The organism is Haladaptatus sp. DYSN1 (genome assembly GCF_029489995.1).
GTDB lineage: Archaea > Halobacteriota > Halobacteria > Halobacteriales > Halococcaceae > QDMS2.
The window spans coordinates 2330074-2346622 of sequence record NZ_CP120470.1; the positions used below are offsets into that span (position 1 = coordinate 2330074).

The 16549-nt window shown below is 63.0% G+C and carries 17 protein-coding genes and 1 tRNA gene; 7 read left to right on the plus strand and 11 right to left on the minus strand.

Annotated features, from left to right (window positions below; all coding sequences use genetic code 11):
• Position 1: 1 nt before the first annotated feature.
• Together P0648_RS12600 and P0648_RS12605 are read right to left on the minus strand one after the other, a co-directional pair.
• A complete protein-coding gene (locus P0648_RS12600) occupies positions 2-2269 on the minus strand; it encodes a CDC48 family AAA ATPase (protein ID WP_277504212.1) in 2268 nt (755 codons plus the stop codon).
• Positions 2266-2511 carry a hypothetical protein gene (locus P0648_RS12605; protein WP_276246913.1) on the minus strand — a complete coding sequence of 82 codons (246 nt, stop codon included), beginning with the start codon at positions 2509-2511 and terminating at the stop codon, positions 2266-2268. Before P0648_RS12605 ends, P0648_RS12600 begins: the two co-directional genes overlap by 4 nt.
• A gap of 134 nt (positions 2512-2645) precedes the next feature.
• Between P0648_RS12605 and P0648_RS12610 the strand changes: the two genes are divergently transcribed.
• Positions 2646-3416, plus strand: coding sequence for an alpha/beta fold hydrolase (locus P0648_RS12610; RefSeq protein ID WP_276246912.1), 771 nt, complete (start codon positions 2646-2648; stop codon positions 3414-3416).
• On the opposite strand, the gene panB is transcribed toward P0648_RS12610, so the two are convergent.
• Complete coding sequence (gene panB / locus P0648_RS12615) at positions 3410-4225, minus strand: 3-methyl-2-oxobutanoate hydroxymethyltransferase (protein WP_276246911.1); 816 nt, start codon at positions 4223-4225, stop codon at positions 3410-3412. The genes P0648_RS12610 and panB overlap by 7 nt on opposite strands.
• A 94-nt stretch (positions 4226-4319) precedes the next feature.
• Between panB and P0648_RS12620 the strand changes: the two genes are divergently transcribed.
• Positions 4320-4556, plus strand: coding sequence for a DUF5822 domain-containing protein (locus P0648_RS12620; protein WP_276246910.1), 237 nt, complete (start codon positions 4320-4322; stop codon positions 4554-4556).
• Here the strand turns inward: P0648_RS12620 and P0648_RS12625 are convergent.
• The 4 genes from P0648_RS12625 to P0648_RS12640 all read right to left on the minus strand — a co-directional run bounded on the left by P0648_RS12625 (position 4529) and on the right by P0648_RS12640 (position 7279).
• Positions 4529-5083, minus strand: coding sequence for an HAD family hydrolase (locus P0648_RS12625; RefSeq protein ID WP_276246909.1), 555 nt, complete (start codon positions 5081-5083; stop codon positions 4529-4531). The two genes, P0648_RS12620 and P0648_RS12625, sit on opposite strands and share 28 nt — an antisense overlap.
• Before the next feature lie 35 nt (positions 5084-5118).
• Entirely contained in the window at positions 5119-5526 is a 408-nt protein-coding gene (locus P0648_RS12630; RefSeq protein ID WP_276246908.1) for a hypothetical protein, read from the minus strand.
• A 73-nt stretch (positions 5527-5599) separates the two neighbouring features.
• Positions 5600-6727: an acyl-CoA dehydrogenase family protein gene (locus P0648_RS12635; RefSeq protein ID WP_276274825.1), complete on the minus strand. Its 1128-nt coding sequence runs from the start codon at positions 6725-6727 to the stop codon at positions 5600-5602.
• A 42-nt stretch (positions 6728-6769) separates the two neighbouring features.
• Complete coding sequence (locus P0648_RS12640) at positions 6770-7279, minus strand: multiprotein-bridging factor 1 family protein (protein WP_276246906.1); 510 nt, start codon at positions 7277-7279, stop codon at positions 6770-6772.
• Between the two features lie 110 nt (positions 7280-7389).
• On the opposite strand from P0648_RS12640, the gene P0648_RS12645 reads away from it, so the two are divergent.
• The 3 genes from P0648_RS12645 to P0648_RS12655 all read left to right on the plus strand — a co-directional run bounded on the left by P0648_RS12645 (position 7390) and on the right by P0648_RS12655 (position 10745).
• The gene (locus P0648_RS12645; protein ID WP_276246905.1) at positions 7390-8466 is read left to right on the plus strand and encodes a fe2+ transport protein; all 1077 of its coding nucleotides are present in this window, start codon (positions 7390-7392) and stop codon (positions 8464-8466) included.
• 36 nt (positions 8467-8502) lie between these two features.
• The gene (locus P0648_RS12650; protein WP_276246904.1) at positions 8503-9450 is read left to right on the plus strand and encodes a hypothetical protein; all 948 of its coding nucleotides are present in this window, start codon (positions 8503-8505) and stop codon (positions 9448-9450) included.
• Positions 9451-9692: 242 nt separating this feature from the next.
• On the plus strand, positions 9693-10745 hold the full coding sequence (locus P0648_RS12655) for a twin-arginine translocation signal domain-containing protein (RefSeq protein WP_277504213.1): 1053 nt from the start codon (positions 9693-9695) through the stop codon (positions 10743-10745).
• Here the strand turns inward: P0648_RS12655 and P0648_RS12660 are convergent.
• The gene (locus P0648_RS12660; protein ID WP_276246902.1) at positions 10730-12064 is read right to left on the minus strand and encodes a PQQ-binding-like beta-propeller repeat protein; all 1335 of its coding nucleotides are present in this window, start codon (positions 12062-12064) and stop codon (positions 10730-10732) included. The genes P0648_RS12655 and P0648_RS12660 overlap by 16 nt on opposite strands.
• Positions 12065-12148: 84 nt before the next feature.
• Here P0648_RS12660 and P0648_RS12665 point away from each other — a divergent pair.
• A tRNA-Leu gene (locus tag P0648_RS12665) sits at positions 12149-12233 on the plus strand.
• A gap of 192 nt (positions 12234-12425) precedes the next feature.
• On the opposite strand, the gene P0648_RS12670 is transcribed toward P0648_RS12665, so the two are convergent.
• Both P0648_RS12670 and P0648_RS12675 read right to left on the minus strand, forming a co-directional pair.
• Entirely contained in the window at positions 12426-13178 is a 753-nt protein-coding gene (locus P0648_RS12670; RefSeq protein ID WP_277504214.1) for a ribonuclease H-like domain-containing protein, read from the minus strand.
• A gap of 40 nt (positions 13179-13218) precedes the next feature.
• On the minus strand, positions 13219-14367 hold the full coding sequence (locus P0648_RS12675) for a hypothetical protein (RefSeq protein ID WP_276246900.1): 1149 nt from the start codon (positions 14365-14367) through the stop codon (positions 13219-13221).
• A 108-nt stretch (positions 14368-14475) separates the two neighbouring features.
• Between P0648_RS12675 and P0648_RS12680 the strand changes: the two genes are divergently transcribed.
• Positions 14476-15036 carry a DUF420 domain-containing protein gene (locus tag P0648_RS12680; protein WP_276246899.1) on the plus strand — a complete coding sequence of 187 codons (561 nt, stop codon included), beginning with the start codon at positions 14476-14478 and terminating at the stop codon, positions 15034-15036.
• A 7-nt stretch (positions 15037-15043) separates the two neighbouring features.
• Here the strand turns inward: P0648_RS12680 and purF are convergent, their stop codons facing one another.
• The gene (gene purF / locus P0648_RS12685) at positions 15044-16498 is read right to left on the minus strand and encodes an amidophosphoribosyltransferase (protein ID WP_369685085.1); all 1455 of its coding nucleotides are present in this window, start codon (positions 16496-16498) and stop codon (positions 15044-15046) included.
• Positions 16499-16549 lie beyond the last annotated feature (51 nt).

Consider the following 16549-nt stretch of genomic DNA (forward strand, 5'->3'; position numbering starts at 1 on the left):
GCTATTGGAACGTCCGGCTGAACTCCCGCTCTTCGGTTTCGGGTTCGCGCTGTTGGAAGCGCTGTTCGATTTCCTCGTAGCGGCGAACCGTCTCGTCGGTGACCGACGGTTGAATCTCCTTGAGCGCCTTCTCGAAGTGCTCGCGGTTGACGCGAACGTTGCCGACGCTCTTTGCGACCTCTTCTCTCGAGACGCTCTTGATGAACTCGCGGCTTGCGGCCAGCGACGCCTCGCGGACGAGCGCTTCTAAGTCGGCCCCGACGTATCCCTCAGTCTCCTTTGCGAGCCAGTCTAAGTCCACGTCGTCGGCGATTGGCTTGTCCGTGGTGTGGACGTCGAGGATGGCGCGACGGGCGTCTTCGTCCGGGACGGGCACGTGGATGTGGCGGTCCAGGCGACCCGGTCGAAGGAGCGCCGAGTCGATGAGGTCAGGCCGGTTGGTCGTCGCGATGACGACGACGTCTTCGAGTTCTTCGAGGCCGTCGAGTTCTGTCAGCAACTGTGAAACCATGCGCTCTGAGACGCCCGAATCACCCATGCGTTGGCCGCGTTCGGAGGCGATGGAGTCGATTTCGTCGAAGAACACCACCGTCGGGGCGTTCTCGCGGGCTTTGGCGAACACTTCGCGGACACCCTTCTCCGATTCGCCGACGAACTTGTTGAGCAGTTCGGGGCCTTTGATGGAGATGAAGTTCGACTCCGCCTCGTTGGCGACCGCCTTCGCGAGCAGCGTCTTCCCCGTGCCCGGTGGGCCGTAGAGGAGGACGCCTTTTGCGGCTTCCATGCCCATGGTCTCGAACACTTCGGGATATTCGAGCGGCCACTGGATGGTCTCGCGGAGGCGTTCTTTGGTGTCCTCGAGACCGCCGACGTCTTCCCAGGTCACGTCCGGGGCTTCGACGAACACCTCGCGAAGCGCCGAGGGCGAGATACCCTTGAGTGCCTGTTTGAAGTCGTCTTCGGTAACGCGAATCGTCTCCAGGATGTCCGCGTCGATTTCGTCGGCCTCGAGATCGAGTTCGGGGCGGATACGTCGCAGCGCGTTCATCGCCGCCTCTCGGGCGAGCGATTCTAAGTCCGCGCCGACGAACCCGTGCGTGTTCGCGGCGTACATGTCGAGTTCGATGCCGTCTGCGAGGGGCATCCCGCGGGTGTGGACCTGCAGGATTTCCTTGCGCCCCTGTTTGTCGGGGACGCCGATTTCGATTTCGCGGTCGAACCGGCCGCCGCGGCGCAGCGCCGGGTCGATGGCGTTGAGACGGTTGGTCGCACCGATGACCGTCACCTGTCCGCGCTCGTTCAGGCCGTCCATGAGCGACAGGAGTTGGGCGACCACGCGACGTTCGACGTCACCCGACGTCTCACCGCGCTTTGGCGCGATGGAGTCGAGTTCGTCGATGAAGACGATGGCCGGTGCGCCCTCTTCTGCGCGTTCGAACACCTCACGGAGTTGTTCTTCCGATTCCCCGTAGTACTTCGACATGATTTCGGGGCCGGAGATGGTCTCGAAAGTGGCGTCGATTTCGTTGGCGACGGCCTTCGCGATGAGCGTCTTGCCCGTCCCCGGTGGGCCGTGCAGGAGCACGCCCTTTGGCGGTTCGATGCCGAGTTGTTTGAACAGTTCCGGGTGGCGCATCGGCAATTCGATCATCTCGCGAACCTGCTCTAACTCCTTGTCGAGGCCGCCGATGTCCTCGTAGGTGATGGAGGGGCCGCCGAGCGGGCTGGTGCGCTCTGCGCCCGAAATCTGCTCCGCGGGCTTCTCGCTGATGTCGATTTCCGTCGAGTCGGTCACCACGACCGTCCCGGAGGGGGAGACGCCAGCGATGCGCAGCGGAATCTTCTGGTTCGACATGCTCGTCATCGGGCCGAAGCCGAGCGAGAAGGGGACCGTCTGCCCCTTCGTGATGGCCTGTCCAGCGAGTTTGTCGCGGATGTACGGGCCGATGTTTCCGCGGATACGAAGATTCTGTGGGAGGGCGACAGTAACCTTCTTGGCGGGCTTTACGTCCGCCTTTTCGACCGTCACGCGGTCGTCGATGCCAACGGTGGCTTCCTGACGGAGGCGGCCGTCGATGCGGATGATGCTGCGATTTTCGTCTTCCGGATAGCCGGGCCAGACGCGTGCGACGGCGCGGCCGCCGTCTTTCCCTTCGATGACGATGTAATCGCCGTTTTCGAGATCGAGTTCGGCCATTGCTGCGCGGTCGATGGCGGCCAGACCGCGGCCGGCGTCTTTTTGCTTCAGGGGCTTGACGGTGAGCTTCATCGGTCTACCTCGATTGTTAGCACGCCATTTTTGATAAACGCTCGTGCCGCACCCTCGACGGGAATCTCGAATTCGAGTTGTTCGTCGTCGTCCCAGACGACGATTGCGGTGTGGTCGACGAGATCGACCGACGCGTTACCGCGCATGCCGAGGTCCGCCGCGAAGACGGTCGTCCCGGCGTAGTCGTAGCGGGTGAATGCCCCCTCATCGCCGCTCGGACTGTCGTGTAGCGAGATTTTCATACTAACATTAAGTTAGTCATATTAATATTTAAAACTGTCGCCGGTAATCGGCGTACTGCACGGGGTCGATCGATTGTGGTAGTATTGCGGTTCAGGGGTCCTAAATTTATCTATCGCGCCTGTGTTGGTCCGGTATGAAGACAGTTTCCCACCACGGCCGCGAGACGGCGTATCGACGCACCGATTTCGGCGACGCTGGCCAGCCAATCTGCTACGTCCACGGGAGCGGTGGAACCCACCGCGTGTGGACGGGCATCTATGGCCGGCGGGCGAATACTCGACCCGCCGTCGCCCTCGACCTGAGTGGCCACGGCGAATCCGACGACATCGACGCAGAGCCTGGCTTTAGCACGCTCGCGGCCTACGCTGACGACGTGCTCGCCGTCGTCGAAGAAACGGGCGCGTCCGTCCTCGTCGGCAACTCACTCGGCGGCGCGGTCATCCTCCACCTGCTGGTCGAGCGCGACGTCGAACTCGAAGCCGCCGTCCTCGCGGGGACGGGCGCGAAACTCTCCGTCCTCGACGACTTGCTCCGCTGGCTGGACGACGACTACGAGCGAGCGGTCGAGTTCCTCCACGGCGAAGACATGCTGTTTCACGACACCACGAGCACGGTCGTCGACCATTCGAAAGCCACGATGAACGCCGTCGGAAGCGCGGTCACAGAGCGTGACTTTCGTACCTGCCACCGATTCGACGTTCGCGACCAACTCGACAACGTGGAGACGCCGACGCTCGCGCTCGTCGGCGAATACGACCGGCTGACACCCGTGTCCTACCACGAGTATCTGGTCGAACACATGCCGAACGCGACGCTTGCCATGATAGAAGATGCGGCCCATCTCGCGATGATAGAACAACCTGCTGCGTTCGCGAACGCAATCGAACGCTTCCTCGCTCAGTAGAGGTCGTCTAAGTCTTCTTCGACGTGGCTGTGTTCGGGGTCGGGGAAGGACCCGGACCGGACCTCGTCTGCGTACGTTCCGATTGCCTGCTCCATCTCCTTGCGGACGTTGCCGAACTGTTTTGCGAACGGCGGTTGCCAGTCGCTCAAGCCGACGACGTCGTCCACGACGAGCACCTGCCCGTCCGTGTCCGGGCCCGCACCGATGCCGATAGTAGGAATTTCGAGCGCCTCGGTCACCTGCGCGGCGAGGTTGGCCGGGACGTGTTCGAGGACGAGCGAGAATGCGCCCGCCTCTTCGTGATGTTTTGCGAGGTCGAGAATCTGGGTCGCTGACTCGCGAGTCGTCCCCTGCCGGGTGTACCCGCCGAGTTGGTTCACCTGCTGGGGCGTCAACCCGAGATGCGCCATGACCGGAATTCCGAGCTGGGTCAGCTTGCGCGTGAGTTCGACGGTGTGCGGTCCGCTCTCGATTTTGACCGCCTTCGCGCCGGCCTCTTTTATCATCCGTCCGGCGTTCGTGACGCTTTCTGCGTCGTCCACGCCGAAACTCAGAAACGGCATGTCGGCGACGACGAGTGCGTTTTTCGCGGCGCGCGCGACCGCCGCCGTGTGGCGAACCGTGTCGTCTACCGTCACCGGCAGCGTCGAATCGTACCCGAGGGAGGTGTTCCCGAGGCTGTCGCCGACGAGGAGGATGTCGAGGCCCTGTTCGTCCGCGATTTTCGCGGTCGGCGCATCGTACGCCGTCATCATCGCGATGCGCGCCGTGCCCGCCATCTTGCGGATATCCGTGACCGTCGTGGGCATATCCCAAACGTGGATGGGGGAGGATTAAACGTATTCGGTCGCCGACAGGCCCGAAACGGCAACCGTTAACCTCCCACCCCCGCTACGTCACCCTGTGCCAACACGCGTCGAGACGACCGAAGTCGATGGTATCGACTACACGTGGATAATGCAGGTCACGTTCGTCCTCACCATCCTCATCGGCGCGCCCGTCGTGACGGTCCTCTCGATTCCCTACTCGCTCCCGACGTGGTCGGCCCGCGCCTCGTTCGCCATCCGCATCGGTGCCATCATCTGGATTTGCACGGCGCTTTCCGTCTACACCTACGCCCGGCGAAGCGCCTCGACGTAGACGAACTTCGTCCCCGCTCGTTCTGCCGTCTCTGCGTCGCTCTTCGAATCCCCGACGAACACCGTGTTCTCCGGGTCAGCGCCCAGTTCCTCGATGACCGCGAGCAACGGGTCTGGATGGGGTTTTTGCTCCGGGAGCGAGTCGCGGCCGACGACAGCAGCGACGCGCTCTGTGAGGTCGTGGGCTTCGAGCGCGATGTGGACCGCAGAAGCGCAGTTGAGCGAGCAGACACCAACCGGCACGGTCGTCGGAATCGCATCAGCTAGAAAGAGGCGCGTCGAGGTCTGTGCGCCGGTTCGCTCGTGGTCGGCGATTATCGATTCGACGAGCGGGCCGTTGCCCGTCTCTCTCCCGAGGTCGAGCAGGCCCCAGAGGTCCTCGCCATTCGTCTCGACGCCCTTCTTTTCGAGCGCCGCGGTCACGTTGTCCCGAACCACCTTCCAATCGACATCGAGTCGTACCAGCGTCCCGTCGAGGTCGTACACGATCGCATCCGCCGACGCGAGCGAGGAGGAATTCACAGCCATATCATCCATCCCTCCGCTCAAAACCCCTTCGGCCATCAGGTTTCGATGGCGGCTTCCACCTGCGAGACCACGTCGGTCACTTCGGCTCCGGGCGCGAGCCCGAGAAACAGTCCATCCTCACCGGCCATGAACCGGATGGCAATCATGTTCCCCATGTAGGTGACGAACGCCCGGACGCCCACGGGGTCGACGAACAGGTCTTTGAACAGTTCGCGTTCGGTGAAATCGAGGTGGACGTAGGAGTGGATGCTGTCGAAGTGTGACTCCATCTGCGCATCGTCAGTGTAGAGCGACGAGACGGGTTCGGTGACGTAGAGGATGTTGAACGCCTCGCGATCGTACTCAACGCCGATGAGCAGGTCGTCACCGACGACGGCGTGTGCGGCTTCGATGGCCGATTCGACGTCGAAGCCGACGACCGACGGTGTTCCCGTGAGAACCATTTACACACCCTTCGCGGGAGATTGATAAAAGGTTGCTGTATAGCTGATTGTCGTGTTTCCTGGTGTCAGACGCTCACCCGAGCAGGTTCCGGGCGATGACCAATTTTTGAATCTCCGACGTTCCCTCGTAGATGGTCGTAACCTTCGCGTCGCGGTACATCCGTTCGACGGGGAAATCGGTGGTGTAGCCGTAACCGCCGTGAATCTGGACGGCCTGATTGGCTACCTGCACGGCGTTCTCGCTCGCGAAGTACTTCGCCATGCTCGCGGCCATCTGAACGTCCTCGCCGGCGTCGTCGCGGCGGGCGGCGTCGCGAGCGAGCAACCGCCCCGCCTGCACTTTCGTCTGCATGTCGGCGAGTTTGTGCTGGATTGTCTGAATCTCGGAGATGGGGTTGCCAAACTGCTCGCGTTCCTGTGCGTACGAGACGGCCTCGTCGAGCGCTGACTGAGCGACGCCCACTGCCTGTGAGGCGATGGCGATGCGCCCGCCCGTAAGAATCGAGAGTGCGGCCGAGAGGCCTTTGCCCTCCTCTGTCAGCCGATTTTCCGCCGGAATACGCACGTCGTCGAACAGGAGGCCCGTCGTGTCGCTCGCCCGAAGTCCGAGTTTGTCCTCTTTCTTCCCGACTTCGACGCCCGGGGTGTCCTTCGGGACGAGGAACTGCGTGACGCTGCGGGGGTCGGCGCGGTCAGTTTTGGCGAACACGACCGCGACGTCCGAACGCTGGCCGTTCGTAATCCACTGTTTCTTGCCGTTGATGACGTACTCGTCGCCCTCGCGCTTGGCTTCGGTTTCCATCTGTGCCGGGTTCGAACCCGCACCTGGTTCAGAGAGACAGAACGCGCCGATGGATTTGCCACTCGCCAGTCGGGGCAGCCACTGCTCGCGGTGGTCGTCGCTGCCGAACTCGTCGATACAGGCGTTTACGAGGTACTGGACGGACATCGCCGTCGCCGCCGCCAGCATCCCGTAGGCGACTTCCTCGTTCACGATGCTGTAGGTCATCCGGTCGCCACCGAACCCGCCGAACTCCTCGGGAATGTTGAGCCCGAGCAGGTCGAGGTCGGCGAGGCCCTGCCAGACCTCCTCCGGGAATACCTGCTCGCGGTCTGCCTCCTCGGCGGTGGGCCGAATCTCGTTTAGCGAAAACTCGCGGACGGCCTCCTGTATCGCCTGTTGTTCTGGCGTGAGTTCCATACCCACAATCTGGAGTGCGGGTCGAAAAAGTTGCCCCTTTCCTCACTCGGCGAGCGTCAGGTCGAAGCGTTCTTCCAGGGCTTCGATGACCGACCCGCCGACGCCGGCACTCGTCGCGCGACCCTGTTCGACCGCAAGGACGTCGTCTTCGTCGAGTTCGAGGTCTTCAGCGAGGTCCGAGACCGTGAGACCCGCCTCCTGGCGCGCGGCGGTCACGAGGTCGCCGTATCCCTTCACGAGGTACGGAAGTGGGTCCTCGTCATAGTGGGTTCCCTCTTTCTCCCAGTGGGTCGGGTCCCCCTTTCGCGCATCCGCCATCCGCGCGACGTTCCGTGCGGCGCGTTTCTTGCGGCTTTCGCGGCGCTCCTCGGGTTCGTTTGCGCGCTCCTTTCGTTCGCGCTTCGAGTCGCCGTGGGGCGCACAGTCGCGACAGACGAGTAACTCAGCCCCGGCTATCGTTTCCGTCCGCAAATCGCCGGTGGTCTTGCCACAGAGCTCACACGAGTCGCCACCGCCGCCCCCGCGGTTGCTGCCGGTCGAGTACTTGGCCATGTCCGGGTTTAGGTAAACTGACTGTAAAAAATGCGCGCTTCTCACTGTTTTCCGGGCCGTTCGACAATCCGACCAGAATGACTATGTAGCATGGTCACACGCACTCAGGCATGAATCGCCGCCACCTCCTCCATCTCTGCGCCCTCGGCAGCGTCGGCCTCGCGGGGTGTCTGGACCAGGGCACTCCCGCTGAAACCGACACAGCCACGACGACGGCCGGCGACCAGTCCCCGACGACCACCGGACAACCTGACGCAGACGGCGTCTACATCCAGTCGTTCGTCGAGGGGATGCACATGGCCGGGATGGCCGACGCTGGCCCGTACAAGGTGGGCCTGATGTACACCGTCACCCACGACTTCTGGAACGTAAACGGGAGTCAACTGAGCAAGACGACCATCGAGGAATCCGACTCGGTTCACCTGATGACTACGGTCTGGGACCCCGAAACGGGAACTGTGTTGCCCGAAACCGGCGTCTCCGTCGAGGTCGATGGGCAGGAGGAGGTTATCTACCCCATGCTCTCCCAGCGAATGGGGTTTCACTACGGGGACAACATCCCACTCTCGGGTGACGGGACGTACACCGCGACCATCTCGGTGGGCGGGATCAACATCCGCCGAACCGGCGCGTTCCAGGACAAATTCGGCGACCCCGCGAGCGCGGACATCGACTTCGAGTTCAACAAGGACACCCGCGAGCAGATTTCAATCACCGAAATCGAGCAGGCGGGGGACCCCGGCGCGGTCAAACCGATGGACATGATGATGCCCCTCGGCTATGCGCCGACCCGCGAGGAACTGCCGGGAACTGTCCTCGGCGAGGGGACGAGCGACGACGCCGTGTTCGTCGTGACCCACCTCGAAGGCGACGAAGTACCGGCGGGAATCGACGCCGACCACTATCTCGCCGTCTCGGCGCGCACGCCCTACAACCGCTTTGTCATCCCGGCGATGGCGCTCAGTGGAACACTTTCGCGCGGTGGCGAAGAGATTTATAGTGGAACCTTCGAACGGACGCTTGACCCGACGCTCAACTATCACTATGGAGCGGGCGTCTCCGGCGTCGAACCGGGCGATACGCTGACGGTGACGGTGGACACGCCGCCGCAGGTCGCCCGTCACGAAGGCTACGAGAAGGCGTTCCTCCAGATGCGTGAGATGGAAATCTCACTGACCGGGCAGTGAGGTTTTATCTGCCGAACGAGAACGTGGCGACAATCGATGAAACGCGCCAGTCGAGTGGTCGTGGCAGTGGTCGTCGCGGCGTCCCTCCTCGCCGGAGCCACAGCGGTTAGCGCTCACGGAAACCACCTCAGTGCCGACAGCCAGGTATCCGGCGACGGGTCGGTGATGGTGGAACGACTGTTCGTCGACCAGGACTCGTACCTCGTCCTGCACGCAGACGACGAAGGCGAACCGGGGGAGGTCATCGGCCACAAGCCACTACGCCGCGGCTTCCACTCGCCGATTAGCGTGAACATGAGCGACGAGTTCTGGGGGTCGATGAGCGGCAACGAAACCGTGTGGGCAGTGCTTCACGAGGACAACGGCGACGGCACGTTCGACCCCGAAACCGATGGCGAACTCCAGGGCTTTGGCGGAGCCGCTGCCACCCCGATTACCGTCCGGAAGGGTGCAGGGTCAGTCGCCGTCGCTGCCTCCGGGTTTAGCGTGAAGGAGGCACAGAACGGCACCGTGTTCCTCCCGCAGATCACCACGAGCCAGTCGAGTTTCGTCGTCCTGAAGACGAACACGAATGGCCAGCCCGGGACCATCGTCGGCCACACCGCCCTCGAAGCCGGCACGACGACCAACGTCTCTGTCGCGGTGGACCTGGCCTACTACGACGACCAGCAGGCTCAGTTCCTACTCTGGGCGACGGTGTACGCTGACGACGGCGACGGGACGTTCGACCCCGAGACGGACCGACTCGTGACCGCAGGCGACCAACCCGTCGCGTCGCTGTTCACGGTCAAAAAGCCACTCGGAAACGACAACGGCGACGGGGGACTGGTGAACACACCGTCTGCGACCGCTACCCAGTCGGCCACCGAGACGACAGAACCCGCCGCAACCACGACGACTTCGACCGACGGGCCTGGTTTCGGGCTGTTGAGCGCCATCGCTGGCGTGACCCTCCTCAGCGTCCTCCTCGGGCGCAAGCGGTGAAAACCGGGCTGTCGAGAGTCGAAAGCCGCCCAGGATAATTTCTCGCCGAGCGAAAACGGGAGGTTCGCGCCCGGCACGACCGCTCTAACGTCAACCACCGAACGCTCTTTCCGGGCCTCGATGGGCTTTCGACGTGGTTGGCAGCGAACCACCGTCCTCTCAACCCCGTCGCATGAGACTGGTTCACGCATTCGATAACTGAACCAGAAGCGTCTTTCTTTGCCCGTGCGAAGAAATCGGCAATGAATCGGCGCACCTTTCTCCGGGCGAGCGGCGTCGTCGGAACCGCCGCGCTCGCGGGCTGTACCGGGATGTTCGAAACTCGGTCGGTCCGCGAACCCCCACTCGCTGACTTCCGCCCGAACGCGGTCTATCTTCCAACGCACGCAGAGGGCATGGAGATGGTCGGCATGGGCAAATCCGGGGACTACCAGTTCGCCCTGATGTACAGCTATCCCCACCGTTTCTGGAACATGAACGAGGGCGCTACCCAGCGGACGGACGCACAGTCTGACGATTCGGTTCACCTGATGGCCACCGTCTGGGACCCGGAAACGGGCGTCGTCCTCCCCGAGACGGGCCTGTCGGTCGAAATCGACGGCGAAGAGGAGGTTATCTACCCGATGCTCGCCCAGCAGATGGGCTTCCACTACGGGGACAACATGCCGCTGTCCGGTGACGGCACCTACACCGCGACCATCTCGGTGGGCGGGATCAACATCCGCCGAACCGGCGCGTTCCAGGACAAATTCGGCGACCCGGCGTCCGTCGATATCGACTTCGAGTTCAGCCAATCGAAACTGGAGGAACTGCCCTACCGTCTCCTCGAAGACGAGGCTGGAAATCGCGGGGCGCTCGAACCGATGAACATGGAGATGATGCCGAACGGCACCGTCCCGGCGAAAGACGACCTTCCGGGGACGCTCGTCGGTGAGGCGACGAGCGGGGATGCCGTCTTCCTCGCGACTCTGCTCTCGGGCGACGAGGTACCCGCGGGAATTGACGGCGACGCCTACCTCGCCCTGTCCGCGCGGACGCCGTACAATCAGTACGTCATCCCTGCGATGGGGCTCTCTGGAACGCTCTCTGCGGCCGGTGAGACGGTTTCGGAACTCCAGTTCACGCGGACGCTCGACCCAGCTCTGAACTACCACTACGGAGCCCTCGTAGACGCGGACGCCTCGTGGGACGAACTCGGCGTCACCGTGGACATCGTCCCGCAGGTCGCCCGCCACGAAGGGTACGAAACCGCGTTCATCGACATGGAACCGATGACGTTTCAGCGCTCGTCGTAGTCGAAGGCAAAGACCCGTCCGTCGCCGTACATGACGTAAATTTCTGCTTTTCCGTCACCGTCTGTGTCCGCGAGCGCCGGGTGGGTGAAAATCTGCACGTCCCGCTGGCTAGAGCCGAGGACGTCGCCCGAAACTGGGTCGACGACCGACACGATACCGTCGTTCGAAACGGCGACCAGTTCGTCCTCGCCGTCGCCGTCCACGTCGCCGAGTTTCGGCGGCGGCATCATCTGGACCGACTCGGTGGTGAGGGTCGTCTCCCACTCGATGTCGCCCGTGGCGGCGTCCATGCTTCGGAGTTTCCCGTCCTTGGCCGTGGCGTACACCTCTGAGTCGCCGTCGCGGTCGCCGTCGCCAAAGGCGTGAACCGCAGCGAGACGGCCAAAGGAGTGCTCCCACTCGATTGTGCCGTCCGCCCCATCGACCATTCCGACCACTCCGGCGGTTGTCGCCACGACCATTTCGTGTTGTGGGTCGTCGTCTGCCTGCCCGGTGGTCATCCAGGTTATCGACCCGTCGAACGGTTGTTTCGTCCACTGTTCCGTCCCGTCCGCTTCGTACAGGCGAATCTCGCCATTCGACAGACTGAGGGCGATTTCTGCCCCCTCCCCGTCGCCGTCGAAGTCCGCGACGGCGGGTTGACCCCACACGTACGTAGAGAGGTTCGTCGTCCAGAGGGCGGTCCCGTCCGGGCGGATGACCGCGACGGTTCCCTTGATGTCCACGACGACGATTTCAGACGCGCCGTCACCGGTCACGTCCGCGACGACAGGCTGGGTGTAGCCATACGAACCGAGTTCGTAGCGCAGCTCCTCGTCGCCGGTCAGTGGGTCGAAGGCGATGACGGCCTGCTCGGTCGTGGCCGCGATGACCTCGCGGGTACCGTCGCCGTCGTAGTCGGCGAGCGCCGGGTCGGCGACGGAGTGGATTTCACAGCCTTCCTCGGGAATTTCGTGAGTCCAGCGCGTCTGTCCGTCGCTACCCGAGAGGGCGACCAGCGCACAGCCCTCGGGGTCAGTGGGGCCGCTCACGGGGGCGTACACCCACGGTTGCCCGTGAATCCGACCCGCGGCGGGGGCGTGATGATTCGATTGGACGGACCGCCCGGTGTCAGAGACCCACTGCTCGGTGAGAGTGCCACTCGGGTTCAACACGCTCGTCGCGCCGAGGACGACCAGGCTGCCGAGGGTGACCACGACGAGGGCGAGGGCGAGGACCGTCCGGGGTCGCATAACTGAGAGTATCGGCCGGAGAGAAAAAGCACTTCTCGTTCGTGAGCGGGGCACAGCCGACCGCCAAATCAGGCCGCCGTCTGCCATGTGACCGCCTCCCGACCCCGACAGAAAATGAACACCCTTTTATTTACCCCCGAGAAAACAAAGATTGCTTACAAAGAACGGCTTGCGTGGGTAGCCAAGCCAGGCCAACGGCGCAGCGTTGAGGGCGCTGTCCTGTAGAGGTCCGCCGGTTCAAATCCGGTCCCACGCACTGCCCGGCGCATTCATTTGCGCCACAGTGCGGGTGCTCGTCTCAGAGACAGCACCCACGCACAAACTTACTACGGAACCAATATTCAACAGCCGGTAGTCTCGACAGATAGTGTCCTGTAGAGGTCCATCGGTGAGCAGTCGGCTCGCTGAGTACGAACGTCGAACCGCGTGAGCGAAGTGAAAAAGTCGTTCAGTTCCCGTTGCAGCCAGCCTCGAACACGTTCTCGTGGAGGCGGCGAGTGGCCGTCTGCATCAGCGTCTCCAGATTCACCGTGTCGGCGCGATTGTACTTGACGAGCGTGTCGAGCGACCCGTCTTTCCCGCGTTCGTGTTCCTTCCAGAGGCGAACGGCGTCTCGGCCCGTGATGTCGGGTTCGTCACGGTCGATGCCGATATCTTTCTCAATCTGCTTCAGCCCGCCGGAGAGGCCAAGCTTCTTGCAGGTGTACATGAGGTCGATGTGAGGGTGGTCGATGTTCACGTCGAACGACCCTTCGAGAAACGGCACGTCGAAGCGCTTGCCGTTGAACGAGGCGATGACCTTCGCGTCGTCGAAGATGGCAGAGAGTGCGTCAGCGGTCAGGTCGTCGTCGCGGACGAGTGTGGTCGTCTCGCCGTTCTGGTGAAAGCTCACCGTCGTTACGACGGAATTGTGGTGGCTGAGGCCCGTCGTTTCGATGTCGAAAAAGCAGACGTCGTCTGCGAAGTTCTCGTAAATACGCCACTGCTCGCCGGACGGGAAGATGTCGTCGAAGTGGCGGGCGTCGCCTGCGTCCAGGCGTTCGTACCCCGTCACGATGAACTGCTCTATCGCGTCGGCTTTCCGCGCCGAGACGGCGTCGCGGTCGAACTCGTCCCAGTGGGTGATTCCCGACTGCCAGAGAGAGCGCTCGGTCCCTTCACCGACCCCCCGAACGGGAATGAAACTGTTCTCGATGCGCATACGAAAAGGAGAGACCGCCCGGGACGTAAACCCGTTGTTGTCAGGCGCTGAATTCGCCGTCCACGACGGCTTCCGCGAGTGCCATTTCGGCGACCGTTGCGTTCGCCATGAGGCGCGCTCTCGCGTCCTCGAGGGCGTCGTCGCGGGTGGCGTCGTCGTCTTCGTCGCCGGCAATCGCGCTGTCGCGCAGGTCTTCTGCTGCGTCCTGTAAGACCGACGTGGCGGCTTCCAGCTCGGAGACGAGCGAGTCGTAGGCCCGTGGGCGATCGAGGTCCGCGAAATCCTCGATGAGCACGTCGAGTTCGCCGATGACCTCCTCGAAGTCCTCCATCGCAGTGGCGTACTCTGTCGCGAACAGCGCGGAAACCGCCTCCTCGTAGATCCCGAGTGCCGTGTCGAGGTCGCGGAGCAGGTCGGCGAGCGCCGCATTCGCCGTGAGTTCGTCTTCGAACTGGGCGAGTTTCTGCTCGTACTCGGAGATAGAGAGCGCCTCCGTCGCACGGGTGTTCTCGGGATCTGTGTCCTCGCGAATCCGTTCGAGGATGTTCGTCGCGCTGGTCCTCGCATCCGAGGCGCGGTTGAGGCCCGCCGTAAACTCGAAATTGTCGGCTGCGTAAAGCCCGTCGGTCGCCCGGACCGTCTCCTGATAGGCGACGACGAGGCGGTCCTGACACCGCGCTGCGAGGCGGAGGAACTCGCCAACGTCACGAAGCTGTGCGCTGCGCTCGCGCTGGGCGTCCGAACCGAGTGCGTCCGCGGTGTCGAGTTCGTCCCACGATTCGCGGACCTTGTTGGCGACGCGCGTCCAGGAGAATCCCTCGGTCGCGCCGGTCACGCCGAGAATCAACCCGCCGTTCCCGAAGTCGCTGTAAATCTCGACGGCCTCGGCGACGTGGAAGTCGGCGCGAGTGAGGGCTGCTCGTGCGTCTTCGTTTTCTGCTGGTGTCTCGACGGGCGTCTCAGTCGGCGTTTCTGTCTCGGTGGGGGTTTCGGTCGGCGTTTCGGTTTCCGTCGGGGTGGGGGTCTCCGTTGGAGTCGCTGTGGGGGTGCTCGTCTGCGTCGTGGTCGTGGTCGTCGGTTCGTCGTCTCCCGTGCGCGTGGTCGTGGTCGGTTCCGGCTGGGTGACGGAGCAGCCTGAAAGAGAGAGCAGTCCAGCAGTCACGAGGAAGTGGCGGCGGCGTAGCGTCATCTGCTCGTATAGGTGGCGCGACACGATGATGGTTATAACTGAGTTAAATCGCGCCGTCGGCTGAAAGCAACGAGTAACGGCTATCCGTCCGCAAGCGCAAGAAGACGCATGGAGGTCCTCACCAGAGACCGTGTGCCAGCCCTTACCGGCCTGCTCACGGCCATCTCGCTGGCGCTCGTGTTCGGGGCCGTCCTCGGCGCGATTCCAGCAGGCGTCCTGCCACGCGCACCAGCATGGGTTTACGACGCAATTCCCCACGCGAACGCCGCCATCAGCTTCGTCGCCATCCTCACCATCGTCCAGGGATGGCGCTGGATTCGACAGGGACAGATTCTGAAACACCGCGCAGCCATGCTCACGGCGCTCGGCCTGTTCGCCCTGTTCCTGCTACTCTATCTCTATCGCATCGCCTCCGTCGGGACGACCAGCTTTGCGGGTCCAGAGACGGTAAAACTCTACCTCTACTACCCGTTTCTCGCCGTCCACATGGTGTTCGCCATCGTCTGCATCCCGCTGCTCTACTACGTGGTACTGACGGCGGTGACGCGCCCCATCAACGAGATTCCGAAATCGAACCACAAGCGCGTCGGCCGGGTCGCCGCGGCGCTCTGGCTCGTGTCGTTCTCGATGGGAATCGGTGTCTACCTGCTGCTCTACATCATCTTCTGACGGACGTTCAATCGTCCGACAGCACCGGTCTGGCGACGTTCCGGTCGGTCTCTTCACCGTCGATATCGTACGGATACTCTCCAGTGACACAGCCGAGACAGAGGTCGAGGCGCTCTTTGTCGAGCGTCTCCGCAATTGCGTCGATGGAGAGATAGGAGAGGCTATCGGCGTTGATGACGTCGCGAATCTCCGCCGTCGTCTTGTCGGCGGCGATGAGTTCCTCGCGAGTAGCCATGTTGATACCCATGTAACACGGCGCGATGATGGCGGGTGCGCCGATGCGCATGTGGACCTCCGTCGCGCCAGCGTCTTTGAGCAACTGGACGAGTTGGTTCGAGGTCGTCCCCCGGACGATACTGTCGTCGATGAGGGTGACCGTCTTGCCCTCGACGGTGGACTTGATGGGGTTCAATTTGAGTCGGACTGCTCGCTCGCGTTCGTCCTGTGTCGGCATGATAAACGTCCGCCCGACGTAGCGATTCTTCATCAGGCCTTCTGCGAACTCGACGCCGTCGCCAGCGGCGTCCGCGTAGCCGGAGGCGAACGCGCGGCCGGAGTCGGGCACGGGCATGACGACGTCCGTCTCGATGCCGCTCTCCTCCCAGAGTTTGCGCCCGAGTTCCCGACGCACCTCGTAGACGAGTTTGCCGTCGATGACCGAATCCGGGCGGGCGAAGTAGACGTATTCGAAAAAGCAGTGTGCCGTGTTCTCCTGTTCGACGAGTTGGTAGGAGTCGTACTCGGACCCGTCTTCGGCGAGGACGATGAGTTCGCCCGGTCGAACGTCGCGGACGAGTTCGCCGTCCAGCGTGTCGATGGCCGCGCTTTCGGAGGCCAGCACGTAGCCGTCTTCGAGTTTGCCGAGGACGAGTGGGCGATTCCCCTCCGGGTCACGGACGCCCATCACCGTGTCGTCGTGCATGATGGTGAGTGCGTACGACCCGTGGATGCGGTTCATGGTCTTCTTCACGGCTCGAATCAGGTCGCCGTCTAAGAGGTTTCGCGCGAGGTCGTGGGCGATGACCTCGGTGTCGCCGTCGGAGGTAAAGGCGTGGCCCTGGCCTTCGAGTTCTTCGCGAATTTGGTCTGCGTTTACCAGATTGCCGTTGTGGGCGAGGCCGAGCGACCCGCTCTTGAACGAGACCGAAAAGGGCTGGGCACAACTCGAATCGACGCTGCCCGCCGTCGGGTAGCGAACGTGACCGATACCGACGCGCCCGTGGAGGCCCGAGAGGTCTGAAAGCGTAAAGGCGTCGCCGACGAGGCCCATCTCGACGTGGCTGTACTGCTGGAAGCCGTCGTGAGTCACGATGCCCGCAGACTCCTGGCCGCGGTGCTGGAGTGCGTACAGGGAGTAGTAGAGGGGTCGAGCGGCGGCCCGGTCGGCCAGCGAGATGCCGACGACGCCGCACTTTTCGGTCAAGCCGTATTGGGTGTGTGGGGAATCCCGCCCATCTGCCATGGTCGATGGTGTGGTGGCCAACCCTAAAAACCCCCGCCATTGTGTCGTAAT

Bases quoted from the DNA above. Each gene is read 5' to 3' on its own strand.
- P0648_RS12650 (WP_276246904.1), top strand. From the start codon at position 8,503: ATGAAACGCGCCAGTCGAGTGGTCGTGGCAGTGGTCGTCGCGGCGTCC.
- purF (WP_369685085.1), bottom strand. From the start codon at position 16,498: ATGGCAGATGGGCGGGATTCCCCACACACCCAATACGGCTTGACCGAA.
- P0648_RS12640 (WP_276246906.1), bottom strand. From the start codon at position 7,279: ATGGCCAAGTACTCGACCGGCAGCAACCGCGGGGGCGGCGGTGGCGAC.
- P0648_RS12610 (WP_276246912.1), top strand. From the start codon at position 2,646: ATGAAGACAGTTTCCCACCACGGCCGCGAGACGGCGTATCGACGCACC.
- P0648_RS12655 (WP_277504213.1), top strand. From the start codon at position 9,693: ATGAATCGGCGCACCTTTCTCCGGGCGAGCGGCGTCGTCGGAACCGCC.
- panB (WP_276246911.1), bottom strand. From the start codon at position 4,225: ATGCCCACGACGGTCACGGATATCCGCAAGATGGCGGGCACGGCGCGC.
- P0648_RS12670 (WP_277504214.1), bottom strand. From the start codon at position 13,178: ATGCGCATCGAGAACAGTTTCATTCCCGTTCGGGGGGTCGGTGAAGGG.
- P0648_RS12645 (WP_276246905.1), top strand. From the start codon at position 7,390: ATGAATCGCCGCCACCTCCTCCATCTCTGCGCCCTCGGCAGCGTCGGC.
- P0648_RS12680 (WP_276246899.1), top strand. From the start codon at position 14,476: ATGGAGGTCCTCACCAGAGACCGTGTGCCAGCCCTTACCGGCCTGCTC.
- P0648_RS12600 (WP_277504212.1), bottom strand. From the start codon at position 2,269: ATGAAGCTCACCGTCAAGCCCCTGAAGCAAAAAGACGCCGGCCGCGGT.
- P0648_RS12635 (WP_276274825.1), bottom strand. From the start codon at position 6,727: ATGGAACTCACGCCAGAACAACAGGCGATACAGGAGGCCGTCCGCGAG.
- P0648_RS12675 (WP_276246900.1), bottom strand. From the start codon at position 14,367: ATGACGCTACGCCGCCGCCACTTCCTCGTGACTGCTGGACTGCTCTCT.
- P0648_RS12625 (WP_276246909.1), bottom strand. From the start codon at position 5,083: ATGGCTGTGAATTCCTCCTCGCTCGCGTCGGCGGATGCGATCGTGTAC.
- P0648_RS12630 (WP_276246908.1), bottom strand. From the start codon at position 5,526: ATGGTTCTCACGGGAACACCGTCGGTCGTCGGCTTCGACGTCGAATCG.
- P0648_RS12660 (WP_276246902.1), bottom strand. From the start codon at position 12,064: ATGGCAGACGGCGGCCTGATTTGGCGGTCGGCTGTGCCCCGCTCACGA.
- P0648_RS12605 (WP_276246913.1), bottom strand. From the start codon at position 2,511: ATGAAAATCTCGCTACACGACAGTCCGAGCGGCGATGAGGGGGCATTC.